The sequence below is a fragment of the Pseudomonas sp. 2 genome (genome assembly GCF_056627435.1).
This window is the reverse complement of the sequence record NZ_JBWXNG010000016.1, coordinates 132,927-155,042: the sequence shown is the minus strand read 5'-3', so window position 1 is coordinate 155,042 and position 22,116 is coordinate 132,927. Positions and strand designations below refer to the sequence as shown.

The following is a 22,116-nucleotide window of genomic DNA, read 5'->3' as shown; positions in this document are numbered from 1 at the left end:
GAATGACACATTGCATTCGCCAGCAAGCCGGTTCCCACAGTTGTATCGCGTTCATCCAGACATATGGATAGAGGTAAAGCTATGAAAATCGGACTCATCGGCTACGGCAAGGGCGGCCGTTTTTTTCATGCGCCGCTGTTGGCCAGCATGCCCGGCGCGACATTCGCCGGGGTGGTGACACGCTCTGCCGAGCGGCGTCACGAACTGCAACAGGATTACCCCAAGGTCCCGGCCTTCGACAGCCTGGCCGACCTGGTGGCCGCAGGCGTCGATGCGGTGGTGATTTCCACGCCGCTGGCCTCGCGTCAGGCGTTGATTCTCGAGGCCATCGAACGGGGCGTGCCGGTGGTCAGCGACAAGCCGTTCGCGCCTGATGCGCAAAGTGCGCAGGCCTTGGTGGACGCCGCCGAGCGCCGAGGCGTGCTGCTCGGGGTGTACCAGAACCGGCGCTGGGATTCGGACTTTCTCACGGTGCGCAAGCTGATCGATCAGGGCGTGCTGGGCAAGATCACGCGCTTCGAATCGCGGGTAGAACGTTATTCGCCGAACTCGGTAGGCAAGGAATCCGGCGGCGGCATCCTGCGCGATCTGGGCAGCCATCTGGTGGATCAGGCGCTGCTGCTGTTCGGCCCGGTCAAGCGGGTCTATGCCGAGCTTGAATTCGCGACGCCGGAGCAGAAGGTCGATCACGGCTTTTTTGTGTCGCTCACCCATGCCAGCGGCGTGGTCTCTCACCTGTGGGGAAATTGCCTGCAAAACAGTCAGGGCCCGCGTTTTCGGGTCAATGGCTCGCAGGGCTGCTATACCGTTGAGGGCCTCGACGGTCAGGAAGCAGCCGCTCTGGCCGGGCTGTCTCCGAAGTCCGAGGGCGAGCGTTGGGGCGTCGAGGAGCACCGGCGCTGGGGCTGGTTCGAACAGGGCGATCATCGCGAGCGGGTGCCATCGGAACGCGGTTGCTGGACCGAGTTCTATCGCCAGTTGCAGGAGGCGGTGATGAATCAGGGGGCCAACCCTGTGAGCGCGCGGGATGCGGTGGCGTCGGCCAAGGTGCTGGATGCGGCCAGAGTCAGCGCTACAGAGGGCAAGGTAGTAGAGCTGCATTGACACCTTCCTGTAGGAGCGAATTCATTCGCGAAGATCTGTCAGACGATGGAAATACATCGGATGCACCGCCCAATCGCGAATGAATTCGCTCCTACAGGTTGATCTGCGTTCACTGCAAAAAACCGAAATAGAAATAAATTCTAAAATCAGTTGAAGTAGAAATTATTTTCCAATACAGTCATTTCCAGGTTGCCGAATCTCGACGTCCAGGCCTCTGAACGGGGCCGGACGAGCGAAACAAAAACAAGAACGCAAACAAGACAGGTACCGTCGATGAACATCCTTAAACGCGCCGTTCAGTCCTGCAGCTCCGCATCTCGCTCTCTTGTCGCTTCACGTATCAAGCCCTTCCTTGCCGTTGCCCTCGACAAATCCCTGGAAACCGCCGCCCGCGTGCTCTGTGTGCAAAGCCACGGGGTGATGGTATGCGGCTCGTCGGCAGCGTCGGTTGCGCATTTCGCCAATCCGCATTTTTCCGGCTCCACCCGCACCGTCTGAACACCCGCAGTCGTTAGCCAATTCACTACAACAAAAAGAATTTGGAGAAAGACCGTTCATGAATACCAAAGCCCGTTTCACCTCTCTGGCACTGGCCCTGATGCTTGGCAGCGGCGCAACCCTGGCGGCCGATCTGAAGATCGGCGTGGCCATGTCGCAGTTCGATGACACCTACCTGACCTACATGCGCGAAGACATGAGCAGCAAGGCCAAAGCCATGGGCGGCGTCGACCTGCAGTTTGTCGACGGTCGCAACGATGTGAACAAGCAGCTCGATCAGGTGCAGGAGTTGATCGGCAAGAAGGTCGACGCGCTGATCGTCAACCCGGTCGATACCGCCGCCACCGCGCGCATCACCAAGGCTGCCACTGCGGCGGGCATTCCGCTGGTGTACGTCAACCGCCGTCCGGACGATCCGAAGCTGCCGGCAGGCGTGGCGTCGGTGACCTCCGATGACAAGGAAGCCGGTCGTCTGCAGATGGAATACCTGGCCAAGAAAATGGACGGCAAGGGCAGTGTGGTGATTCTGCTGGGTGAGCTGTCGAACAACTCGACCCGCGACCGCACCGAAGGCGTGAAGGAAATCCTCAAGAAATACCCCGACATCAAGGTCGCCGAAGAACAGGAAGGCGCCTGGGGCCGGCAGAAAGGCATGGACATCACCAATAACTGGCTGACCCAGGGCCGTGATTTCAGCGCGGTGGTGTCCAACAATGACGAAATGGCCATTGGCGCGGCGATGGCGTTGAAGCAGGCAGGCAAGAAACAGGGCGATGTGCTGGTGGCCGGTGTCGACGGTACGCCGGACGGCCTGGCTGCGGTGAAGAAGGGCGAGTTGACGGTCTCGGTGTTCCAGGACGCCAAGGGCCAGGGCGAAGGCTCGATCGATGCGGCGGTGAAAATGGCCAAGAAGGAAGCGCTGCCGCAGCAGGCCATCGTGATCCCGTTCAAGCTGATCACGCCGGATAACGTCAGCACCTTCAAATAACGTTCACACCACGAAAATGACCGGACGCAGCGGGCGCCAGATGCGCCGCTGCTCCGGGTCACTTGAGGAGCCTGTGACCATGTTCGCTTCAGCGACTGCTTCGAACGCTGCCCCTGCCGTCGCCCGGTCGACCGGCGATGAACACCCTTATCTGCTGGAAATCACCAACATCAGCAAAGGCTTTCCCGGGGTCGTGGCCCTGGACAAGGTCGAGCTGCGCGTACGTCCCGGCAGCGTACTGGCGCTGATGGGCGAGAACGGGGCGGGCAAGTCTACCCTGATGAAAATCATCGCCGGGATCTACCAGCCCGACACCGGTGAAATCCGCCTGCGGGGCAAGCCGGTGGTGTTTGACACGCCGCTGGCCGCGTTGCAATCGGGCATTGCGATGATCCATCAGGAACTCAACCTGATGCCGCACATGAGCATCGCCGAGAACATCTGGATCGGCCGCGAGCAGCTCAACAGCCTGCACATGGTCGACCACCGCGCCATGCACCGCTGCACCGCCGAATTGCTCGACCGGCTGCGCATCAACCTCGATCCCGAGGAACATGTGGGCAACCTGAGCATCGCCGAGCGGCAGATGGTCGAGATCGCCAAGGCGGTGTCCTACGACTCGGACGTGCTGATCATGGACGAGCCCACCTCGGCCATCACCGAGAAGGAAGTGGCCCACCTGTTCTCGATCATTGCCGACCTGCGTGCCCAGGGTAAGGGCATCATCTACATCACCCACAAAATGAACGAAGTGTTCGCCATCGCCGACGAAGTGGCGGTGTTCCGCGACGGCGCCTACATCGGCCTGCAGCGCGCTGACAGCATGGACGGCGACAGCCTGATTTCGATGATGGTCGGCCGCGAACTGACGCAACTGTTCCCTGAACGCGATAAGCCCATCGGCGATCTGCTGCTGAGCGTGCGCGACCTGGCGCTGGATGGCGTCTTCGAAGGCGTGTCGTTCGACCTGCACGCCGGCGAAGTGCTGGGCATCGCCGGGCTGATGGGTTCGGGTCGGACCAACGTCGCCGAGACCATTTTTGGCATCACCCCCTGTTCGCGCGGCGAGATCATTCTCGATGGTGCGCCGATCAAGGTCACCGACCCGCATTTCGCCATCGAGAAAGGCTTCGCCCTGCTGACCGAGGACCGCAAGCTCAGCGGGCTGTTTCCGTGCCTGTCGGTACTGGAAAACATGGAAATGGCCGTGCTGCCGCACTACGTGGGCAATGGTTTCGTGCATCAGAAGGCCCTGCGCGCCCTGTGCGAAGACATGTGCAAGAAGCTGCGGGTCAAGACGCCGTCGCTGGAGCAGTGCATCGACACCCTGTCGGGCGGCAACCAGCAGAAGGCGCTGATCGCCCGTTGGCTGATGACCAATCCGCGCATTCTGATTCTGGACGAGCCGACCCGCGGCATTGACGTCGGTGCCAAGGCGGAGATCTACCGGCTGATCTCGATGCTCGCCAGTGAAGGCATGGCGGTGATCATGATTTCTTCGGAGCTGCCGGAAGTGCTGGGCATGAGCGACCGGGTCATGGTCATGCACGAGGGCGAAATGATGGGCACCCTGGATCGCGCCGAGGCGACCCAGGAGCGGGTCATGCATCTGGCATCGGGCCATTCGGTCCACTGACGCCGGTTTGCCAAAGGCCCGCCTGGGTCAGAACAAGAACAAGAGGCACGTATGAAAATGAACGCGATACTGGACAACAAGCAACCCACGCTGGCACCGAACAAGCACAAACGCCGCCTGCCCACCGAACTGAGCATTTTTCTGGTGCTGATCGGCATCGGCCTGATCTTCGAGCTGTTTGGCTGGATCGTGCGCGACCAGAGCTTTCTGCTCAACTCCCAGCGCCTGGTGCTGATGATTCTGCAGGTGTCGATCATTGGCCTGCTGGCTATCGGCGTGACCCAGGTGATCATCACCACCGGCATTGACCTGTCATCCGGCTCGGTGCTGGCGCTGTCGGCGATGATCGCCGCGAGCCTTGCCCAATCGTCCGATTACACCCGCGCGGTGTTCCCGTCACTGACCGATTTGCCGGTCTGGGCGCCGATCATCGCCGGGCTTGGCGTCGGGCTGCTGGCCGGGGCGATCAATGGCAGCATCATCGCCATTACCGGCATCCCGCCGTTTATCGCAACCCTGGGGATGATGGTCTCGGCCCGCGGCCTAGCGCGTTTCTACACCGGTGGCCAGCCGGTGAGCATGCTCAATGATTCCTACACCGCCATCGGTCAGGGCGCGATGCCGGTGATCATCTTCCTGGTGGTGGCGGTGATCTTCCACATCGCCCTGCGTTACACCAAGTACGGTAAATACACTTACGCCATCGGCGGCAACATGCAGGCGGCGCGCACCTCGGGGATCAACGTCAAGCGCCATCTGGTGATTGTCTACAGCATCGCCGGGCTACTGGCGGGGCTGGCCGGCGTGGTGGCCTCGGCACGGGCGGCAACGGGGCAGGCGGGGATGGGCGTGTCCTATGAACTGGACGCCATTGCCGCAGCGGTGATCGGCGGGACCAGCCTGGCCGGTGGGGTCGGACGAATCACCGGCACCGTGATCGGCGCGCTGATTCTCGGGGTCATGGCCAGCGGATTTACCTTCGTGGGCGTCGATGCCTATGTACAAGACATCATCAAAGGGTTGATCATCGTGGTCGCGGTGGTGATCGATCAGTACCGCAACAAACGCAAGCTCAAGCGCTGATGGCTTGATGCCAGTCGTTCGAAGATCATCGAAAAGGGCCCGGATCGGGGCCCTTTTCGTTTTTCTGTCGGTTTGAACCCGAGCGCAATTGGCGGGTCAGACAGCGTCCCTGGCCACGGCGTAACACTCGCGACACAGGTTGAAACACCGGTTTGGCTCAATGCCACCGGGGTTTTGGGGGCTTGTTGAGCGATTCCTGTTCAATTATGTTGCCGAGTACGAAACCCGGGCTTAGACTGCCGCCCCTCGTAAATTGAGTGCCAGGTGGCGCTTGGAGACCACGGCGCTTTTACGATGACGCAGAGGCGCTGCACAAAATCGCCTTAATGCACGTTTTTTTATAGAGAAATCAATGACCAAGGAAAAGTTGCTGGCGATGCCGGCCGATGACTACATGAATGCGGAGCAACACGCCTTCTTCATCGAGCTGCTGCAAGCCATGAAAGTGGAAATCCACGAGCGTATCGAGCAGAGCCGTATCGCTATCGAAAGCCTGGACACCCCGGCTGATCCCGCCGACGCCGCTTCCGTCGAAGAAGAGCGCCACTGGCTGGTCAACGTGATCGACCGTGACCAGCGCATGCTGCCACAGCTGGAAATGGCCCTGACCCGTATTGCCGAAGACACCTTCGGCTGGTGCGACGACAGCGGTGAGCCTATTGGCCTCAAACGCCTGCTGATCAGCCCGACCACCAAATACTGCATCGAAGCGCAAGAGCGCCACGAGCAGATCGATCGCCACCAGCGTCAGGCCTGATCGCGATTCTCGACCGCGAGCTCTCGCGGTCGTGTCCAATCGCCCGAGGCGTTCGCCCGGGCGATTTTCATTGCCCAATGAAACGCCGGACGTGCTCCCGACGGCTCCGTTGTCAGCCGAGCGGGATTCGCGCGTAGGCGTCCGGTGTCGCTTAATGTTTATGAGTGATGGGTAATATTTAATTATTGTTCATGCGTTCATTTGTTGTGCGACGTTACTTGTTTATTTAAGAAAAATGCCTGGTGCTTGTAAGATTCAAGTGCAAGATTTTTTTTAAGGTCTGATTTTTAAGTGGGAAGTTTCTGAAGTTGTACTGACCCCATTGACGATGTCGTGAGGGTGAGCATTCTGTGAGGTATGTGTCCGGATATTTAAAACAGTATTCCGGACAATGTCGACACTTACAGGAGTTCGAGTATGACAGTGCTACGCTGTTTCAAGGGATCGACGCCAACGCCCGCTTCGCTTGGGGTGACCGTGCGTATCGGCGTGTTCTTCGACGGAACCGGGAACAACCGGATCAATAGCCAGATCGGTGCCGATTGCCAGGCCATGACGAGCGTCTACAAAAGCGCTCATATCAAAGAGTGCGGTGGACGTCATTCCGATCCCAACAGTAGTTACAGTAACGATTTCACCAATATTGCGCTGTTGGCCGATCTCTATGGCCAACAACTGGTGGCCCGTAACGAAGGACAGGGATTGCGGGTTTATCATCCGGTTTATATCAGTGGCGTCGGCACTACTTCAGGTGGGCGGGATTCGCTGCCCGGCCAGGGGTTTGGTCGAGGCAACACCGGGGTGGTCGCCAAGGTCTGTAAATGTGTGAAGAAAGTACAACGTGTTTTGAGCAAGTTCGAAACGCACAATCCGGGCTGCGCCATCGCTGCTCTGGAGTTTGATGTTTTCGGATTCAGTCGCGGTGCAGCGTCGGCTCGGCACTTTGCCAACGAGGTGCTCAAACGATCGAAGGGAGCACTGGGGCCGCTGCTCAGCCGCCATAAACTGCCACTGGCCGCCGATTTCAGTTGGGACAACGCCAGCGTACGGCTCAAGGTCATCGGGCTGTTCGATACAGTGGCGGCCGTTGGCGGGATTTCCGATCTGGGCAGCGTGGGGGACGACGTCAACAGACGGGTCAATCTGTTCCTGCCCCCCGGGTGCGCCCAACAGGTCATTCATCTGGTCGCCGCCGACGAGCATCGGCGCAATTTCTCTCTCAACAGCGTCACCCCGGCATGGCCGCGGGAGATCGTGTTTCCGGGTAGCCACTCCGATATCGGTGGCGGTTATCACCCCTACATGGTCGAGAAAGTGGCCCTGACCCGGCCTCGGCGCAGTGTCGTCAGTATCCAGACACCCTACGACGCTACGGAAGCCTGGCTAAACACTCATCAGGAAATGGACACGCTGGGTGCGCAGCGTTGGATCGACCCTCAGGATGAAGACGCGTCCCTGGCCGTGGAGTGTATCGAAACGGGCCCCAAAAAAGGCCAAGGGCTCAAGCGCGTAGTGGCCAGGGTCATGCTGGAGCGGCGCGTGTTCGGGCATCTGTCACGCGTTTATCTGCGCATCATGCATGCGCTGGCGTGCGATGAGGGGGTGCCGTTCCGGCCGTTGCCCGAAACGCCGCCGTTCGTGCTGTCGCCCGAATTGAAAAAGCTGCAAGGCAAGATGCTGGCCTATGCAAGAGGCGGGGAGAATGAGCTAACCCGCGAAGAAATGCAGATGCTTTACAGACGCTACATTCATTGCTCCGCGCACTGGAACAGCTCGTTGAAAAGGCGTGGCCCGTTTATCGACGGCCTGTTCGTGCACGCGCCAGCCAGTGGGGGCCGCGCGCGTTATCCCAACGTGCAGCAGCCGGGCTACCCCCATTAGTGGCGACGTTTGCCGAGGTGTGGTCAGCGATCATGCGAACCCGTGCTTTCCGAGCGATGGCGGCATGGACACATCCGCCACCGCTTGGGTCTGGTTCTCACGCCGTACTGTTACTTGGCTGAATGCAGCAGCTCGTTGAGCTCGTCGACCACGGGCGCCCAGTCGGCGTCTTCATGCAGTTCTTCTTTCAGGAAGCGTGCCTGCTGGGGTGTCCAGAAGTCGGCCTCCACCAGTTTTTCATCATCGGCCAGCCGATGTCGGGCAACGAAAGCGTCGATGCTGGCCTGATCGGAATCAAGGCCCAGTTGTTCAAACAGTGTCGCAAGGGTCGGTGTCGTGATTTCCATGTTGCCTCCTGCGGGCAGGGCCGCGGATTGCCGTGGAGGGTCAATGCCCTGGTGTTGCATGTGAGTTCGGCCGACTGCAAGAGTTTCCGGACTTTAGCCTTAACGATTCAGCCTGCGCGGTGCGCAAAATCCGCACGATTGCACACAGCCATCACGTCGGATTCGTGTACAAAACGATAAACATTACGGACGAAAGGCATATATTCCGTATAGACTCTGTGCCGGTAGAATCCAGTTTTTTGCCAGCGTCCGGCATTCGCGACGCACCGTTTTCACGTCTTTTTCTTGCCTGACCCATCGGTCGGGCACGTTCATATCTGGTTGGGAGTTTGTACATTGGCAGTCAGTAATCTGGATACCCACGCGCTGTTCGTGCTCGGCGACTTGCGCGCGAAGTTGGTGAAGCTGTTCCAGGCGCGTTTTGTTTATGTCATCGAACAGTCCCCCGAAGGCATCTACATGTCGGAGATCGACACCGAAACCGCACTGGTGGTCGATGACAAACCGCGGCTGGAGCTCAAGGTGGGCGATCATTTTCGCGCCGCCGTGTTGCCCAGTCGCGAAGGCGGCAAGTTCGAACTCAAGTTTCGCGATATCAAGATGACCATCTACGGCCTGGGCGAATATGCCTTCGTCGAAGTGCCGGAAGGCCATGGCATCGTGTTCAAGGAATCCCACAGCGTGTTCATGGTGTTTGCCGCCCACGAGCAGATTCAGCTAGGGCTGTCCAAGGTGCTCAAGGCTGCAACCGCCAAGGCCGCCAAATGGCGCAAAGGCGAACTGGTGTTCAAGGCCAGCGAGTGATTCGCTGGCCTTTTTGTTGCTCACGAGTTTAAAAGCGCGTCTGCAGCGCCAGTTCGAACGTGCGCGGCTCACCCAGGTAGTACGCCGGTGACACATGGGCGAAGCGGGCATAGACCTCGTCGGTGAGGTTGCGCACGCGGCCGGTGATGCTCGTGTGGTTGTCCACCTTGAAGGTCAGAAAGCTTCCGTACAGCGTGTAGGACGGCACGGTCTGGGTATTGGCGTTGTCGGCATACACCGACGCCACGTAGCGCGCGTCCACGCCGCCTTGCCAGCGCGGGGTGAAGTCGTAGGTCAGCCACAGGTTGCCGACCCGGTCCGGCACGTTGGTCGGCGTATTGCCCTTGCGCGAAACCACCACGCCCGCCGCGTTTTTTTCGCTGAATTCGTCGTATTGGGCGTCGACCCAGGCGACATTGCCTTCGAGCAGCAAGGCGTCGGTGATGCGCAGCGAACTCGCCAGCTCGATGCCCTTCGATGACTGCTGGCCCACGGGAATGGTGTTGGTCGGGTCCTGCGGATCGGTGATGGCAAAATCCTTGCGCTCGATGCGGTACGCCGCAACGGTGGCCGAACCGCGGCCCTGCAGGTAGTCGAACTTGCTGCCGATTTCCCATTGCTTGCCGGTGGACACATCGAAGTTCTGCGTGCCGCTGGGCTGCTCGGCGGCGGTGCTGTATTGCACATAAACGTTGGCGCTGGGCAGGAATTGCCAGGTCAGGCCGGCGCGGCCGGTCAGCGGTTGCCAGTCGCGGCGCAGGTGCCGGGGATTGCTGGCGGTCACGACGCGGTGGTTGGTCACGTCCAGGTCGATGTCGTCGTACCGCAGGCCGGTCACCAGCGACCACTGTTCATTGAGTGCCAGATGGTTCTCGACGAACAGCGCTTTGGTGGTCACTTCGTTGGTCTTGTCCTTGACGAAGCTCTGACGCGTGCCAGGCAGGTCATAGAAGTGGCCGGGGTCGAAATGATCCGGGTCGACACTGTTGTTGGCCGGGACATTCCACGGATTGTTGGTGGTGGAATTGACCTTGTACTCGAAGCCGCCGGCCCAGGTGGTGACCATGCCCAACAGGCTGCTTTCGTGACGCAGCTCGAACTGGTTGCCCTGCTGCCAGCCTTGATGCCTTACCAGATAGGCGGTGGAGCGGTTGATCGCGCTGTTGTCCGCGTTGTACTGGTAGGTCTCCAGATTGCGGTAGTCGCGCTGGCTGTCCAGGCGGTACAGCGTGTTGCGCAGGGTGGTGGCGTCATCGACGCGGTAGTCGATGATCGAACGCACCCAGCGCGTGCGCTGCTCGTAAAGGCCATCGTCGACGTTGTAGTTGCGAAAGCGATTGTGCTTGTCGATCTTCAGCTCGCCGGCCTTGGGGTTGAGTACCGGCGTGCCCCAGTAGGGGCTGTCCTCGTGCTCGTCCTGATACTCCAGCGCCAGGGTGTGAGACAGGTTCGGTGTGAGGTCGCTGAGCAAGGAAAACGCCGCGCTCCAGGCATCGTTTTCCTGCCGGTCGATGTAGCCATTGCTCGTAGTGTGGCTGACGTCGAGCCGAGCGTAATGCTGCACGTCCGAGGTCGGCTCGCTGAGCCGGTGATTGACGCCGAACGCGGTTTGCGTGGTGTCGAAACTGCCGTAACTGACGCGCCCCTCGGCGGCCTGTTCTTCACGGGTCGCCAGTTTGGTGACGTAATTCAGCGAACCGCCCACCGAGCCCGCGCCATTCATTAACGACGAAGGCCCGCCGAGCAATTCGACCCTGTCATAGATCCAGCTATTGACCGGTCGCGCCAGGCCGGTGGCGACATTGATGCCGTTGAACATCTGCGTGACCTGGCTGCTGGTGAAGCCGCGATAGGAAATGAACCCGCCAAACCCCGGCGGGGCACTGGCGTTGACGCCGGGCAGGGTGTTGGCAACGTCCTGGAAGTTCTGCGAGCCACGGCGCTCGATGTCGGCGCGATTGGCCACGGCCACCGAGGCCGGCGTCTGGCGCAGGCTCAGGCCCAGGCGGGTGGCGCTGGCGGCCTGTTGTTCCAGATCCAGCCCTTGGGTGGGTTGTTCGTCGCCATTGACCGTGATCGGGGCGAGGTCCAGGGCGGTCTGGGCGTGGGCAAGCGGCGAGAGGCTGCCGATCAGACCGGCGAGCAGGGGAATGCGTTTCATGGTGAAAACCTGAAATGAGGTCGAGCGGATCCCTGCGTTCAGATGCACGGCTCTTCGTAGCAGCACGGCTTGCCGGCGGGGCGGTGTGTCAGTGACGGATTTATCGACTGACACGCCGCTCCCGCCGGCAAGCCGTGCTGCTACTGGGCATGTGCGTGTCTGCAGGCGTGCGAAAGCCGCAGACACAGGCGTCTGAAAAACAGAGTCGGTTTAGTGCTGAAGTCAGATCAGGGAGAAGGGCGGGGCGCGGGGATTGGCGGTGGGCCAATGGGGATCGGCGGGGATTTCATAGGAGGCGACCAGCGCAGGCGGCGGGCTGTGCTGTTCGGGCAGGATGGCCAGGGTCAGGCTGCTATTGAGCGCCGGCCCCATGCCGCCGGTGGAGCACAGCGGGCAGCCGAAGGCGGCGGACAGGGTGGGCAGCTTCTGCTCGCCAGGCTTGAATGCATCGACCACCAGCGCCCGGCCATCGGTGGAACAGAATTCGCCGCCGATGCCGTTGAGCTGCATGCCGACCATCTGGCCATGGCCGATGCTGCAGGCGAACACGTTGAACAGGACGCAGCAGTAGAGCATCCAGGCAATGACGTGGCGGTCGCGGCGGGTGGTTTTCATGGGGCGCGAAGGTAACAGAATGGAGGCGATGAGCGGGGTGCGGCAAAATGGCGCGGGCTTGTTTTTTCTAAGATCAAGATCAAGGTCAAGGTCAAAAGCGTTCTTCCTAACGTCAGACCTGTTTCGACTTCGTCGAGTTACTTGGAAAAGACACCCAAGTAACCAAGGGCTTTTGCTCCTGGTTTGGCCCTGACTTCGTCAGGGTCCCTTCACTCCGGTCTCGCTCCGTGGGCCCGGCGTGAAAGGGCCATCCATGGCCCACACGCCTCTCGCCGCATCCATGCGGCTCGACCCACTCCGCGAGACCTGCGTTCAGCCTGCACCCAAGTCGCGATTGGCGTCGTCTGGGCTATCGCGCATGAAGATCAAGATCAAAAGCCAAATCAAAGGCCAACGGCTAATGCCGTCCCCGTAGCAGCCGGGCTTGCCCGCGGGACGCCCTCAAGATCGCCCCGCCGGCAAGCCGTGCTGCTACGGCGGGCATCGCCCTTGCGCTCTTGATCTGGCTTTTGATTTTGATCTTCATGCGCGATAGCCCAGACGCCACAAAACGCGACTTGGGTGCAGGCTGAATGGAGGTCTCGCGGAGTGGGCCAAGCGGCAGGATGCCGCGCGAGGCGCGGGGCCATGGATGGCCCATTCGCGCCGGGCCCACGGAGCGAGGCCGGAATGAAGGAAGTCCGACGCAGTCGGACCCAAACCAGGAGCAGGGCCTTTTTGGTTACTTTTTCGGCTCTTGGAAAAAGTGACCCGCCGTAAGGGCGGAACCATAAGCGGCCGTGACAAAGAAAATGGATATGCCCAGAAATCCCAAAACCAACAAAAATCTGCTTTTCACGTTAAAAGACCACAACCTGCCAGCCACCGAATAACCGCTTCTAGCTGACAGCCAACCGGCAACCCCAAACGGCAAAAAAACGACACCCCCCTTGCCGCTCCCCCTCCCACCAGCGGAAATCGCTTGCCGCTTTTCTGGCATAAACCCTTGCCACCACCCCCGAACCCCAACAAACACGGCCTTTTTCAAAATTGGCACGCCACTTGCTCAAAGACCTGCAGTCACGAACATCTGGTCAACCGATAAAGGTTTCCCGACATGAGCATCAGCTTCGACAAGGCACTTGGCATTCACGAAAAGGCGCTGAACTTCCGCGCCCAACGTGCAGAAGTGCTGGCCAACAACATCACCAACGCCGACACGCCCAACTACAAGGCGCGCGACCTGGATTTCTCCAAGGTGCTGGCCGCCGAAAGCGACAAGGCCAACAACGGGACCTTTGCCCTGAACATGACCAACAGCCGCCACATCGAGGCCGAAGGCATGAGCACCGGCGATGCCAGCCTGCTGTACCGCACGCCGTCGCAGCCGTCGCTGGACCAGAACACCGTCGATACCCAGGTCGAGAACGCCAACTACGCCGAAAACGCCGTGGGCTTCCAGGCCAGCTTCACCTTGCTCAACAGTAAGTTCAAAGGGCTGGTCGCAGCCCTGCGCGGAGAGTAATTCATGTCTCTATCCAGTGTTTTCAACATCGCCGGTAGCGGCATGAGTGCCCAGAACACTCGCCTGAACACCGTCGCCAGTAACATCGCCAACGCCGAGACCGTCTCGTCCAGCCTGGACAAGACCTACCGCGCCCGTCACCCGGTGTTCGCCACCGTGTTCCAGGGCCAGGAAGCCGGCGGCAGCGCTTCGCTGTTCGAAGACCAGGGCCAGGCCGGCACCGGCGTGCAGGTGTCCGGCATCGTTGAGGACGCTTCCAACCTGGAAGCCCGCTACGAGCCCAACCATCCAGCGGCCGACAAGAACGGTTACGTCTACTACCCGAACGTCAACGTCGTCAACGAAATGGCTGACATGATCTCGGCCAGTCGCTCGTTCCAGACCAACGCGGAAGTGATGAACACCGCCAAAACAATGATGCAGAAGGTCCTGACCCTGGGTCAGTGATAAGGGGCGACAGTCATGACGGTTACCAACGACACCTCCAGCAGTTTCATCAAGTCGCTACAGACTGCGACGTCTGGCAAGACCGGCGACACCACCACCGGCGCCAGCACCCTGGGCAAGGATTCGTTCCTGCAGCTGCTGGTCACCCAGATGCAGAACCAGAACCCGCTCGATCCGCAGGACAACAGCGAATTCGTGGCCCAGCTGGCGCAGTTCTCCAGCCTGGAAACCATGCAGAACCTGAGCACCTCGGTCGATGCCATCGGCGGCATGTACCAGTCTTCGCAGGCGCTGCAGGCGTCCTCGCTGGTAGGCCGCAACGTGATCGTCGACAGCGGTTCGACCAGCGTCGACACCACCAAGGGCATGACCGGCCAGGTGGTTCTGCCGTCGAGCAGCACCACCACCACGGTCAAGGTCTACGCCAGCGACGGCAAGACGGTGGTGCGCACCATCGACCTGGGCGAACAGAAGGCCGGCAACGCCAGCTTCACCTGGGACGGCAAGGACGAGGAGGGCAATGTGCTCGAATCGGGCAACTACAGCTTCGTCGCCAGTGGCAGCCTCGATGGCCAGTCCACGACCTTGACGACCTATCTGCCAGCCACCGTGACCAGCGTCACCATGGGCTCGGCGGGTACGTCCATGACTCTCAACCTGGCCAACGGCGAAAACATTGCCTTGTCCAAAGTTCAACAAATCGGAATCTAGAGCCGATTCGACGGCGCAGGAGTGATACATGTCTTTCAATATCGGTCTGAGTGGGCTCTACGCAGCAAATAAAAGTCTCGACGTCACCGGCAACAACATTGCCAACGTCGCGACCGTCGGCTTCAAGGCCTCCCGTGCGGAGTTCGCCGACCAGTACGCGCAATCGATCCGTGGCACCTCCGGTGGCACCAACGTCGGTAGCGGCGTGTACACCGCCGCCGTGACCCAGAACTTCAGCCAGGGCTCGCTGACCACCGGTACCGGTCGCGACCTGGACCTGGCGATCAACGGCAACGGCTTCTTCATGGTCAGCAACAACGGCGAGAAGCTGTACACCCGTGCCGGTAACTTCCACACCGACACCGCCGGCAACATCATCGACACCAACGGCAACAACCTGCAGGGTTATGGCGTGGATGCCAACGGCAACGTGAAGACGGGCGTCCTTACCAATTTGAAGGTCGACACCTCGAACATGCCGCCGAAGGCGACGTCGAGCATTACCATCAGTTCGAACCTGGACTCGAGCAAAGAGATCAACACCGCTGCTGCGTTCGACCCGGCCAAGGTTGAAACCTACGACCTGACCTACAGCACCAAGATCTACGACAGCCAGGGTAACGAACACACGCTGGACCAGTTCTTCCGCAAGACCGGACTCAACAGCTGGGACATGTACACCCTGGTCGATGGTCGCAACGTCGCCGACCCGACCTCGACCACGCCGGACACCACCAAGCTGACCTTCGATTCGGCAGGCAACCTGATCACCAGCCCGGCGCCGACTTCGACCGCCAACGTGACGGTGAACACCGACGGTACCTTCCAGGTTGTGAACTGGGTGCCGGCGCAGAGCAAGACCGTCGGTTCGACCACCACTTGGGCGGCCAACGGTGCAGCGGCGACAGCGGGCGGCATGAAGCTGGACATGCTGGCCACCACCCAGACCAACGCGGCGGGCGGTGCCATCGCCAAGAAGCAGGACGGCAACTACACCGGCCAGATCAGCGCGATGAACGTCGACTCCTCGGGCAACCTGTTCGCCACCTACACCAACGGCGAATCCCGCGTCATTGGCCAGGTCGCGCTGACCTCGTTCGCCAACGTCCAGGGCCTGGCCCCGGCCGGCGGCACCATGTGGCGTGAAACCTACGCCTCGGGCATCCCGGTCACCGGCGCGCCGGAGTCGGGTACGCTGGGTAACATTACCGGTTCCGCGCTGGAAGAATCCAACGTCGACCTGACCACCGAACTGGTTCAGCTGATCAAGGCGCAGAGCAACTATCAGGCGAACGCGAAGACCATTTCGACTGAAAGCACCATCATGCAGACCACCATTCAGATGACCTGATGACGGCCGGCTGAAGGCGACACTGAAAACCCCTCCTCGGAGGGGTTTTTTTATGGGTAATGGACGGCTGCTCGACAGCCTTGAAACGTCCAGAACCGTCCCACTCGATACCCGGAAACTTCCTACTTCCGTTTTTGCGAGCATGAAACCGCTGACAAATGAATGCGTTTGCGCCCCCGGGCTCGACCGCATTCGTTTGCCCGCGCCCATCAATGCATTGACGGATGTGTCGTCACAGACGACTCAGGGAGTGTTCATGTCATTCAACATTGCGGTTTCCGGTTTGAACGCAGCGCACAAGCGCATGGAAGTGGCGGGCAACAACATCGCCAACGTTAATACCTCGGGTTTCAAGTCTTCTCGGGCGGAGTTTTCTGCGGTCTATGCCTCCGCGACTCTGGGCGGCAGCCGTTCTGCCGTTGGCGACGGGGTACGGCTTGCCAACGTTTCGCAGAACTTCGCCTCCGGCGGCGCCATCAGCAGCGAAGGGCGACCGCTGGATCTGCGGATTCAAGGCAGCGGTTTTTTCGTGATGAGCGACAACGGCGCCATCAGCTACACGCGCTCGGGAGCGTTCAACAAGGATGCGGAAAACTTCATCGTCGACAGCCATGGCAGCCGCTTGCAGGGCTATGCGGTCAATGCTGAAGGGCAGGTGATCGGTGGCGTGCGCACGGATCTGAAAATGGACACCGCGAACATGTCGCCCAAGGCGACCGGCAAGGTCGAACAGACGCTGAATCTGGATTCGTCAGCGGCTTCACTGGCGGCACTGCCGCGTTTCAATCCCGACGATCCGCGCACCTACACGCGCATGACCACCCAGACCATCAAGGATGCCGGGGCCCCGGAGATAAAGGAGGTCAAGGGCACGGATCACAACGGCAAAGAGGTCATCACTACTCGCGCCCGGGCGGCCATTGCCCCGCAGGATCACGAGCTCAAGCAGTATTTCGTCAAGACCGACGACAACAACTGGACGTCTTACATCCTCATCGATGGCATCAACCCGCTGGACCCGACCAGCATGTCGCCTCTGGAAATCGGTCTCTACACTCACCCCAACGGCAAGCTGCATCTGACCGGTACGACTGCCGCAGTGAAGGTCGAGAATGACACCGAACTGGCGCTGCACAACTGGAAGCCGGCGATCAAGGTCAATGGCAGCTGGACCGCCAGCCCGGCGGCCAGTGCCGGCCCGGTCAAGCTGCCGCTGACCGAGGCTGGCGCGCCGCTGCTCGACCCGGCCGATGCACCGATGGTGCGCCCCGTTCCGCCGTTCAACCCTGCCGATGTGACCACCTACAACAAGGTCATTCCCACCGGCCTGTTCGACAGCCTTGGCAATCGTCATGAGCTGAGCCAGTACTTCGTCAAGGACGGCAGCAACAGCTGGAAAATGCATGTGCTGATCGACGGGCGCAACCCGCAGAATCCGGAGAGCACCGAGCCTTTGACCGCCAGCATGCTGTTCAACGCCGATGGCTCGATGCAGTCGCTCAGCGGTACGCCGGGGTTGGTGGCAGCCAATGGCAAGCTGACCTTGAGTGGCTGGATTCCGGCCAAATCCCTGGACGGCAACAAGCCTGACGGTCGCTGGGGCAGTAGCGGTGCGACGGGCAACGGCGACGGCATCGTGCTCGATTACAGCAAGCTGTCCCAGCACCGTGCCGAGACCGGCCGCTCCAGCGTGGTCGTCGACGGACATGCGGCCGGGGTGGCGTCGGGGCTGAAAATCGACAAGTCCGGGATCATGAGCGTCGGTTACACCAACGGCCTGCATCGCAAGATCGGTCAGGTCATGCTCGCCAGCTTCGCCAATGAACAGGGCCTGCAACCGATCAGCGGCACCCGCTGGGTCGAGACCCATGCGTCAGGCATGGCCAACTACGACAACCCCGGGGTGGGCGGCCTGGGCTCCGTGGTCAGTCATTCGCTGGAGGGCTCCAACGTAAAGTTGAATGAAGAACTGGTGGAGTTGATTCAGGCGCAGACGGCGTATCAGGCCAATTCAAAAACGCTGTCGACCGAGGCTGAGTTGATGCAGACCCTGATCCGCGCAACCTGAGGGCGATTTGGTCAGGCTTCTGCCGAAGGCGTAGGAGCTTGGCTTGCCAGCGATCTGGCGCGAAGCGGCAGCAATTGCGGACTACGCGGTTTGCCTGACACGGCCAAGGTGCCTGATTTTGCTGCCGCTTCGCGCCAGATCGCCAGCAAGCTGCGCTCCTACGCCCTTCGGGCAGAAACGGAGCGGTTCAAGTCATTCAAACCGAACAATCCGACTTCACAAAGGCCGCACTCACCCGCGTCCAGCCCTTGCCTGGGCTGGTCTGGGCGCAGACGGTCTTGTGTTTGCCTTGCCACAGGTAATAGGGCGCAGGCGCTGCCACGGCAAAGGTGGCGCAGGCCAGGAGCAGGGCGAGGATCAAGGGCTGGCGCATGGCAGATTCCTGTTGGCGAAGGGGCCGATAGTCGAAGCGCTGCAATTATCGCTCCCTGCGCGAAATTTTTTTGGCGCGCGACCGGTGGCGATTCTATCGAAAGTGGCGGTCCTCCGTCGCGGCTGAAAACACCACCGGCAATCGATCTCGATCCACCCCCGAAATCACTGGGGAATCAGCCATTTGTATCCCCTCTGAAAAACTGGCGCGATCATTGCTAACACCTGCTCAGTACAGCTACAGGCGGCAAGCGTCTGTCGGAGGAGGAAGACTGTGGACAAGTTGCTTTACGTGGCCATGAGCGGAGCGTCGGAAAACGCCATCGCGCAGAAGGCCCATGCCAACAACCTGGCGAACGTCTCGACCAACGGGTTTCAGCGCGACCTTGAACAGGCCCGCTCGATGCCGGTATTTGGCGAGGTCAACCCGTCTCGCGCCTATGCCATGAGCGAGCGCCCGGGCACTGACTTCAGCCAGGGTTCGATGATCGACACCGGTCGCGAACTGGACGTTGCCGTCAAGGGCGACGGCTGGATGGCGGTCCAGACACCCGACGGCGGCGAAGCCTACACCCGCACCTCCAGCATGAACATCGACGCTCTGGGCGTGTTGCGCGATGGCAATGGTTTGCCGGTCATGGGCAACAGCGGGCCGATTGCCGTGCCGCCACAGCAGCAGATCGAGATCGGCGCCGACGGCACGATCAGCGTCCAGTCGCTGGGCGAGAGCCCGCAGGTCATGGCGCAGATCGACCGCATCAAGCTGGTCAAGCCTGACCTGGGCAACATGGAAAAAGGCCCCGACGGCCTGATGCACACCAAAGACGGCAAACCGGCGCAGGCCGATGCCAGTGTGCAGGTCGAATCCGGTTTCCTGCAGTCGAGCAACGTCAACGCCGTCGAGGAAATGACCTCGGTGCTGGCGTTGTCCCGTCAGTTCGAACTGCATATCAAGATGATGAAGACCGCTGAGCAGGACGACGAGTCGATGGCTCGCGTCTTGCAAATGGGCTAATGACTGACAGCTTGCGCCGATAATCAGGCGCGCGAGGAGATTCAACACATGCTTCCGGCACTTTACGTCGCTAAAACCGGCCTGGCCGCTCAGGACATGAACCTGACGACCATTTCGAACAACCTGGCCAACGTCTCGACCACCGGCTTCAAGAGTGATCGCGCCGAGTTCCAGGACCTGCTCTATCAGATCAAGCGTCAGCCAGGTGCTCAGTCCACTCAGGACAGCGAGCTGCCATCGGGCCTGCAGCTGGGTACCGGTGTGCGCATCGTCGGCACCCAGAAGAACTTCACCGCTGGCAGCCTGCAGACCACCAACCAGCCGCTGGACATGGCGATCAATGGCCGTGGCTTCTTCCAGATCCGTCAGCCGGACGGCACCGTGGCCTACACCCGCGACGGTACTTTCCACCTGGACCAGAACGGCCAGATCGTGACCGCCAACGGTTACGCGCTGGAGCCAGCGATTGTCGTGCCTCAGGACTCGCAGACCTTCACCGTCGGCGAAGACGGCACCGTGTCGGTGACCACCTCGACCGCCACGGCCACGCCGCAGGTGATCGGCAACATCCAGACCGCCGACTTCATCAACCCGGCCGGCCTGCAATCCCAGGGCGGCAACCTGTATCTGGAAACCGCGTCCAGCGGTGCGCCGCAAGTCGGTACCCCTGGCCTGACCGGTCTGGGCGTGGTGCGGCAGAACACCCTGGAAAACTCCAACGTCAGCACCGTTGAAGAGCTGGTGAACATGATTACCACGCAGCGTGCCTACGAGATGAACTCCAAAGTGATCTCGACCGCCGACTCGATGCTGCAGTACGTCACGCAGAACTTGTAATACCAGCCTGTAACGGAACCTGAATCGCCTGATGTCGGTTAACGAAACACCTGATCAATCCTTGCTACACCGAGAGGTTTTAAGTGTCATGAAACGGCTTTCTGTACTGCGGCTTTCCCTGTTGGCAGCACCGCTCTGCGGGATCGCGCTGCTGACCGGTTGCGTTGCGCCTTCGGCCAAGCCCAATGACCCTTACTACGCGCCGGTGTTGCCACGAACACCGTTGCCAGCTGCTGCCAACAACGGCTCGATCTACCAGGCAGGTTTCGAACAGAACCTCTATGGCGACCGCAAGGCGTACCGGGTCGGTGACATCATCACCATCACCCTGTCCGAGCGCATGGCCGCCAGCAAGGCCGCCAACTCAAGCCTGAGCAAGACCAGCGACACGAGCATTGGCCTGACGTCGCTGTTCGGTGCGGGCGTGAAAACCAATAACCCGGTGGGCGGTGGTAGCCTGAGCCTGGATGCTGGCTACAGCGGCGACCGCGCCACCAAGGGCGACGGCAAGGCGGCGCAGAGCAACAGCCTGACCGGTTCCATCACGGTGACCGTGGCCGATGTGCTGCCCAACGGCATTCTGTCGGTGCGCGGCGAGAAGTGGATGACGCTCAATACCGGCGATGAGCTGGTGCGTATCGCTGGCCTGATTCGTGCAGACGACATCGCGACCGACAATACCGTGTCGTCCACCCGGGTGGCCGATGCGCGCATCACGTATTCCGGTACGGGAGCATTCGCCGATACCAGTCAGCCAGGCTGGTTCGACCGCTTCTTCCTGAGCCCGTTGTTCCCTTTCTGATACCGGGATAGCCATGATCACGTTCAAGCAACTCATCGCCGCAGCGCTGCTGTTCACCACGGCCCTCGGTGCCCACGCCGAGCGCCTGAAGGACATTGCCAGCATTTCCGGCGTGCGGACCAACCAGTTGATCGGCTACGGCTTGGTGGTGGGGCTCAACGGTACGGGTGACCAGACCACCCAGACCCCGTTCACCCTGCAGACCTTCAACAACATGCTCTCGCAGTTCGGCATCAAGGTGCCGGCAGGTTCGGGCACCGTGCAGCTGAAAAACGTCGCGGCCGTGGCCGTGTACGCCGACCTGCCGCCGTTCGCCAAACCCGGTCAGCAGATCGACATCACCGTGTCGTCCATCGGTAACTCGAAAAGCCTGCGCGGCGGTGCGCTGCTGATGACCCCGCTGAAAGGTATCGACGGTAATGTCTATGCCGTCGCCCAGGGCAACCTGGTGGTGGGCGGTTTTGACGCCGAGGGCCGCGACGGTTCCAAGATCACCGTCAACGTTCCGTCTTCGGGTCGTATCCCGGGTGGTGCTTCGGTTGAACGCGCGGTGCCGAGCGGTTTCAACCAGGGCAACTCGCTGACCCTGAACCTGAACCGCAACGACTTCACCACCGCCAAGCGCATCGTCGACAAGATCAACGACATGCTCGGCCCAGGCGTGGCCCAGGCCATCGACGGCGGTTCGGTACGCGTCACTGCGCCGCTGGACCCGAACCAGCGCGTCGACTATCTGTCGGTGCTGGAAAACCTGGAAATCGACCCAGGCCAGACCTCGGCGAAAGTCATCATCAACTCGCGTACCGGCACCATCGTCATCGGCCAGAACGTCAAGGTTTCGCCGGCCGCCGTGACCCACGGCAGCCTGACCGTGACCATCACCGAAGACCCTGTGGTCAGCCAGCCGGGTGCGTTCTCCAACGGCCAGACCGCCGTGGTGCCGCGCTCCAAGATCAACGCCCAGCAAGAGCTGCACCCGATGTTCAAGTTCGGCCCGGGCACCACGCTCGACGAGATCGTGCGTGCGGTCAACCAGGTGGGTGCTGCGCCTGGCGACTTGATGGCGATTCTCGAAGCACTGAAACAGGCTGGCGCACTGCAAGCCGACTTGATCGTGATTTAAGGCTGTTTGACT

At 60.6% G+C, this 22,116-nt stretch carries 21 protein-coding genes; 17 read left to right on the top strand and 4 right to left on the bottom strand.

Annotation, left to right across the window (positions count from 1 at the left end; genetic code table 11):
- Positions 1 to 81 precede the first annotated feature (81 nt).
- The 7 genes from AC1MEK_RS23490 to AC1MEK_RS23460 all read left to right on the top strand — a co-directional run bounded on the left by AC1MEK_RS23490 (position 82) and on the right by AC1MEK_RS23460 (position 7,947).
- Positions 82 to 1,104: a Gfo/Idh/MocA family protein gene (locus AC1MEK_RS23490; RefSeq protein ID WP_480398667.1), complete on the top strand. Its 1,023-nt coding sequence runs from the start codon at positions 82 to 84 to the stop codon at positions 1,102 to 1,104.
- A gap of 273 nt (positions 1,105 to 1,377) precedes the next feature.
- On the top strand, positions 1,378 to 1,602 hold the full coding sequence (locus tag AC1MEK_RS23485; RefSeq protein WP_480398666.1) for a hypothetical protein: 225 nt from the start codon (positions 1,378 to 1,380) through the stop codon (positions 1,600 to 1,602).
- 58 nt (positions 1,603 to 1,660) lie between these two features.
- Positions 1,661 to 2,590 carry a sugar ABC transporter substrate-binding protein gene (locus tag AC1MEK_RS23480; protein ID WP_480398665.1) on the top strand — a complete coding sequence of 310 codons (930 nt, stop codon included), beginning with the start codon at positions 1,661 to 1,663 and terminating at the stop codon, positions 2,588 to 2,590.
- A 79-nt stretch (positions 2,591 to 2,669) separates the two neighbouring features.
- Positions 2,670 to 4,226, top strand: a complete 1,557-nt coding sequence (locus AC1MEK_RS23475; protein WP_480398664.1) for a sugar ABC transporter ATP-binding protein — start codon at positions 2,670 to 2,672, stop codon at positions 4,224 to 4,226.
- A gap of 57 nt (positions 4,227 to 4,283) precedes the next feature.
- Positions 4,284 to 5,309, top strand: a complete 1,026-nt coding sequence (locus AC1MEK_RS23470) for an ABC transporter permease (RefSeq protein WP_480398691.1) — start codon at positions 4,284 to 4,286, stop codon at positions 5,307 to 5,309.
- A 352-nt stretch (positions 5,310 to 5,661) separates the two neighbouring features.
- The gene (locus tag AC1MEK_RS23465) at positions 5,662 to 6,066 is read left to right on the top strand and encodes a TraR/DksA family transcriptional regulator (RefSeq protein ID WP_166597929.1); all 405 of its coding nucleotides are present in this window, start codon (positions 5,662 to 5,664) and stop codon (positions 6,064 to 6,066) included.
- A gap of 417 nt (positions 6,067 to 6,483) precedes the next feature.
- Entirely contained in the window at positions 6,484 to 7,947 is a 1,464-nt protein-coding gene (locus AC1MEK_RS23460) for a phospholipase effector Tle1 domain-containing protein (RefSeq protein WP_480398663.1), read from the top strand.
- Between the two features lie 110 nt (positions 7,948 to 8,057).
- Here the strand turns inward: AC1MEK_RS23460 and AC1MEK_RS23455 are convergent, their stop codons facing one another.
- Positions 8,058 to 8,294, bottom strand: coding sequence for a DUF2789 domain-containing protein (locus AC1MEK_RS23455; RefSeq protein ID WP_480398662.1), 237 nt, complete (start codon positions 8,292 to 8,294; stop codon positions 8,058 to 8,060).
- Positions 8,295 to 8,630: 336 nt separating this feature from the next.
- Here AC1MEK_RS23455 and AC1MEK_RS23450 point away from each other — a divergent pair, with 336 nt between their 5' ends.
- Positions 8,631 to 9,098: a hypothetical protein gene (locus tag AC1MEK_RS23450; RefSeq protein WP_480398661.1), complete on the top strand. Its 468-nt coding sequence runs from the start codon at positions 8,631 to 8,633 to the stop codon at positions 9,096 to 9,098.
- Between the two features lie 28 nt (positions 9,099 to 9,126).
- On the opposite strand, the gene AC1MEK_RS23445 is transcribed toward AC1MEK_RS23450, so the two are convergent.
- Together AC1MEK_RS23445 and AC1MEK_RS23440 are read right to left on the bottom strand one after the other, a co-directional pair.
- Complete coding sequence (locus AC1MEK_RS23445) at positions 9,127 to 11,259, bottom strand: TonB-dependent receptor (RefSeq protein ID WP_480398660.1); 2,133 nt, start codon at positions 11,257 to 11,259, stop codon at positions 9,127 to 9,129.
- Positions 11,260 to 11,481: 222 nt separating this feature from the next.
- Positions 11,482 to 11,874, bottom strand: a complete 393-nt coding sequence (locus tag AC1MEK_RS23440) for a DUF2946 domain-containing protein (RefSeq protein ID WP_480398659.1) — start codon at positions 11,872 to 11,874, stop codon at positions 11,482 to 11,484.
- 1,096 nt (positions 11,875 to 12,970) lie between these two features.
- On the opposite strand from AC1MEK_RS23440, the gene flgB reads away from it, so the two are divergent.
- The 5 genes from flgB (at position 12,971) to AC1MEK_RS23415 (ending at position 17,955) form a co-directional block, all read left to right on the top strand.
- Positions 12,971 to 13,378: a flagellar basal body rod protein FlgB gene (gene flgB, locus AC1MEK_RS23435; protein WP_480398658.1), complete on the top strand. Its 408-nt coding sequence runs from the start codon at positions 12,971 to 12,973 to the stop codon at positions 13,376 to 13,378.
- Between the two features lie 3 nt (positions 13,379 to 13,381).
- Positions 13,382 to 13,825, top strand: coding sequence for a flagellar basal body rod protein FlgC (gene flgC, locus AC1MEK_RS23430; RefSeq protein ID WP_480398657.1), 444 nt, complete (start codon positions 13,382 to 13,384; stop codon positions 13,823 to 13,825).
- A gap of 15 nt (positions 13,826 to 13,840) precedes the next feature.
- Positions 13,841 to 14,536: a flagellar hook assembly protein FlgD gene (locus AC1MEK_RS23425; RefSeq protein ID WP_480398656.1), complete on the top strand. Its 696-nt coding sequence runs from the start codon at positions 13,841 to 13,843 to the stop codon at positions 14,534 to 14,536.
- A 28-nt stretch (positions 14,537 to 14,564) separates the two neighbouring features.
- Positions 14,565 to 15,887: a flagellar hook protein FlgE gene (gene flgE, locus AC1MEK_RS23420; RefSeq protein WP_480398655.1), complete on the top strand. Its 1,323-nt coding sequence runs from the start codon at positions 14,565 to 14,567 to the stop codon at positions 15,885 to 15,887.
- 256 nt (positions 15,888 to 16,143) lie between these two features.
- Complete coding sequence (locus AC1MEK_RS23415; RefSeq protein WP_480398654.1) at positions 16,144 to 17,955, top strand: flagellar hook protein FlgE; 1,812 nt, start codon at positions 16,144 to 16,146, stop codon at positions 17,953 to 17,955.
- Positions 17,956 to 18,151: 196 nt separating this feature from the next.
- Here AC1MEK_RS23415 and AC1MEK_RS23410 read toward each other — a convergent pair whose 3' ends face one another.
- Positions 18,152 to 18,328 carry a hypothetical protein gene (locus tag AC1MEK_RS23410; protein WP_480398653.1) on the bottom strand — a complete coding sequence of 59 codons (177 nt, stop codon included), beginning with the start codon at positions 18,326 to 18,328 and terminating at the stop codon, positions 18,152 to 18,154.
- Between the two features lie 273 nt (positions 18,329 to 18,601).
- Here AC1MEK_RS23410 and AC1MEK_RS23405 point away from each other — a divergent pair, with 273 nt between their 5' ends.
- The 4 genes from AC1MEK_RS23405 (at position 18,602) to AC1MEK_RS23390 (ending at position 22,104) form a co-directional block, all read left to right on the top strand.
- Complete coding sequence (locus AC1MEK_RS23405) at positions 18,602 to 19,342, top strand: flagellar basal body rod protein FlgF (RefSeq protein ID WP_480398652.1); 741 nt, start codon at positions 18,602 to 18,604, stop codon at positions 19,340 to 19,342.
- Between the two features lie 48 nt (positions 19,343 to 19,390).
- A complete protein-coding gene (flgG, locus tag AC1MEK_RS23400) occupies positions 19,391 to 20,179 on the top strand; it encodes a flagellar basal-body rod protein FlgG (protein ID WP_480398651.1) in 789 nt (262 codons plus the stop codon).
- 88 nt (positions 20,180 to 20,267) lie between these two features.
- Entirely contained in the window at positions 20,268 to 20,981 is a 714-nt protein-coding gene (flgH, locus tag AC1MEK_RS23395; RefSeq protein ID WP_480398650.1) for a flagellar basal body L-ring protein FlgH, read from the top strand.
- Between the two features lie 13 nt (positions 20,982 to 20,994).
- Positions 20,995 to 22,104 (top strand): flagellar basal body P-ring protein FlgI, encoded by a 1,110-nt coding sequence (locus tag AC1MEK_RS23390; protein ID WP_480398649.1) that lies wholly within the window; start codon positions 20,995 to 20,997, stop codon positions 22,102 to 22,104.
- Positions 22,105 to 22,116: the final 12 nt, after the last annotated feature.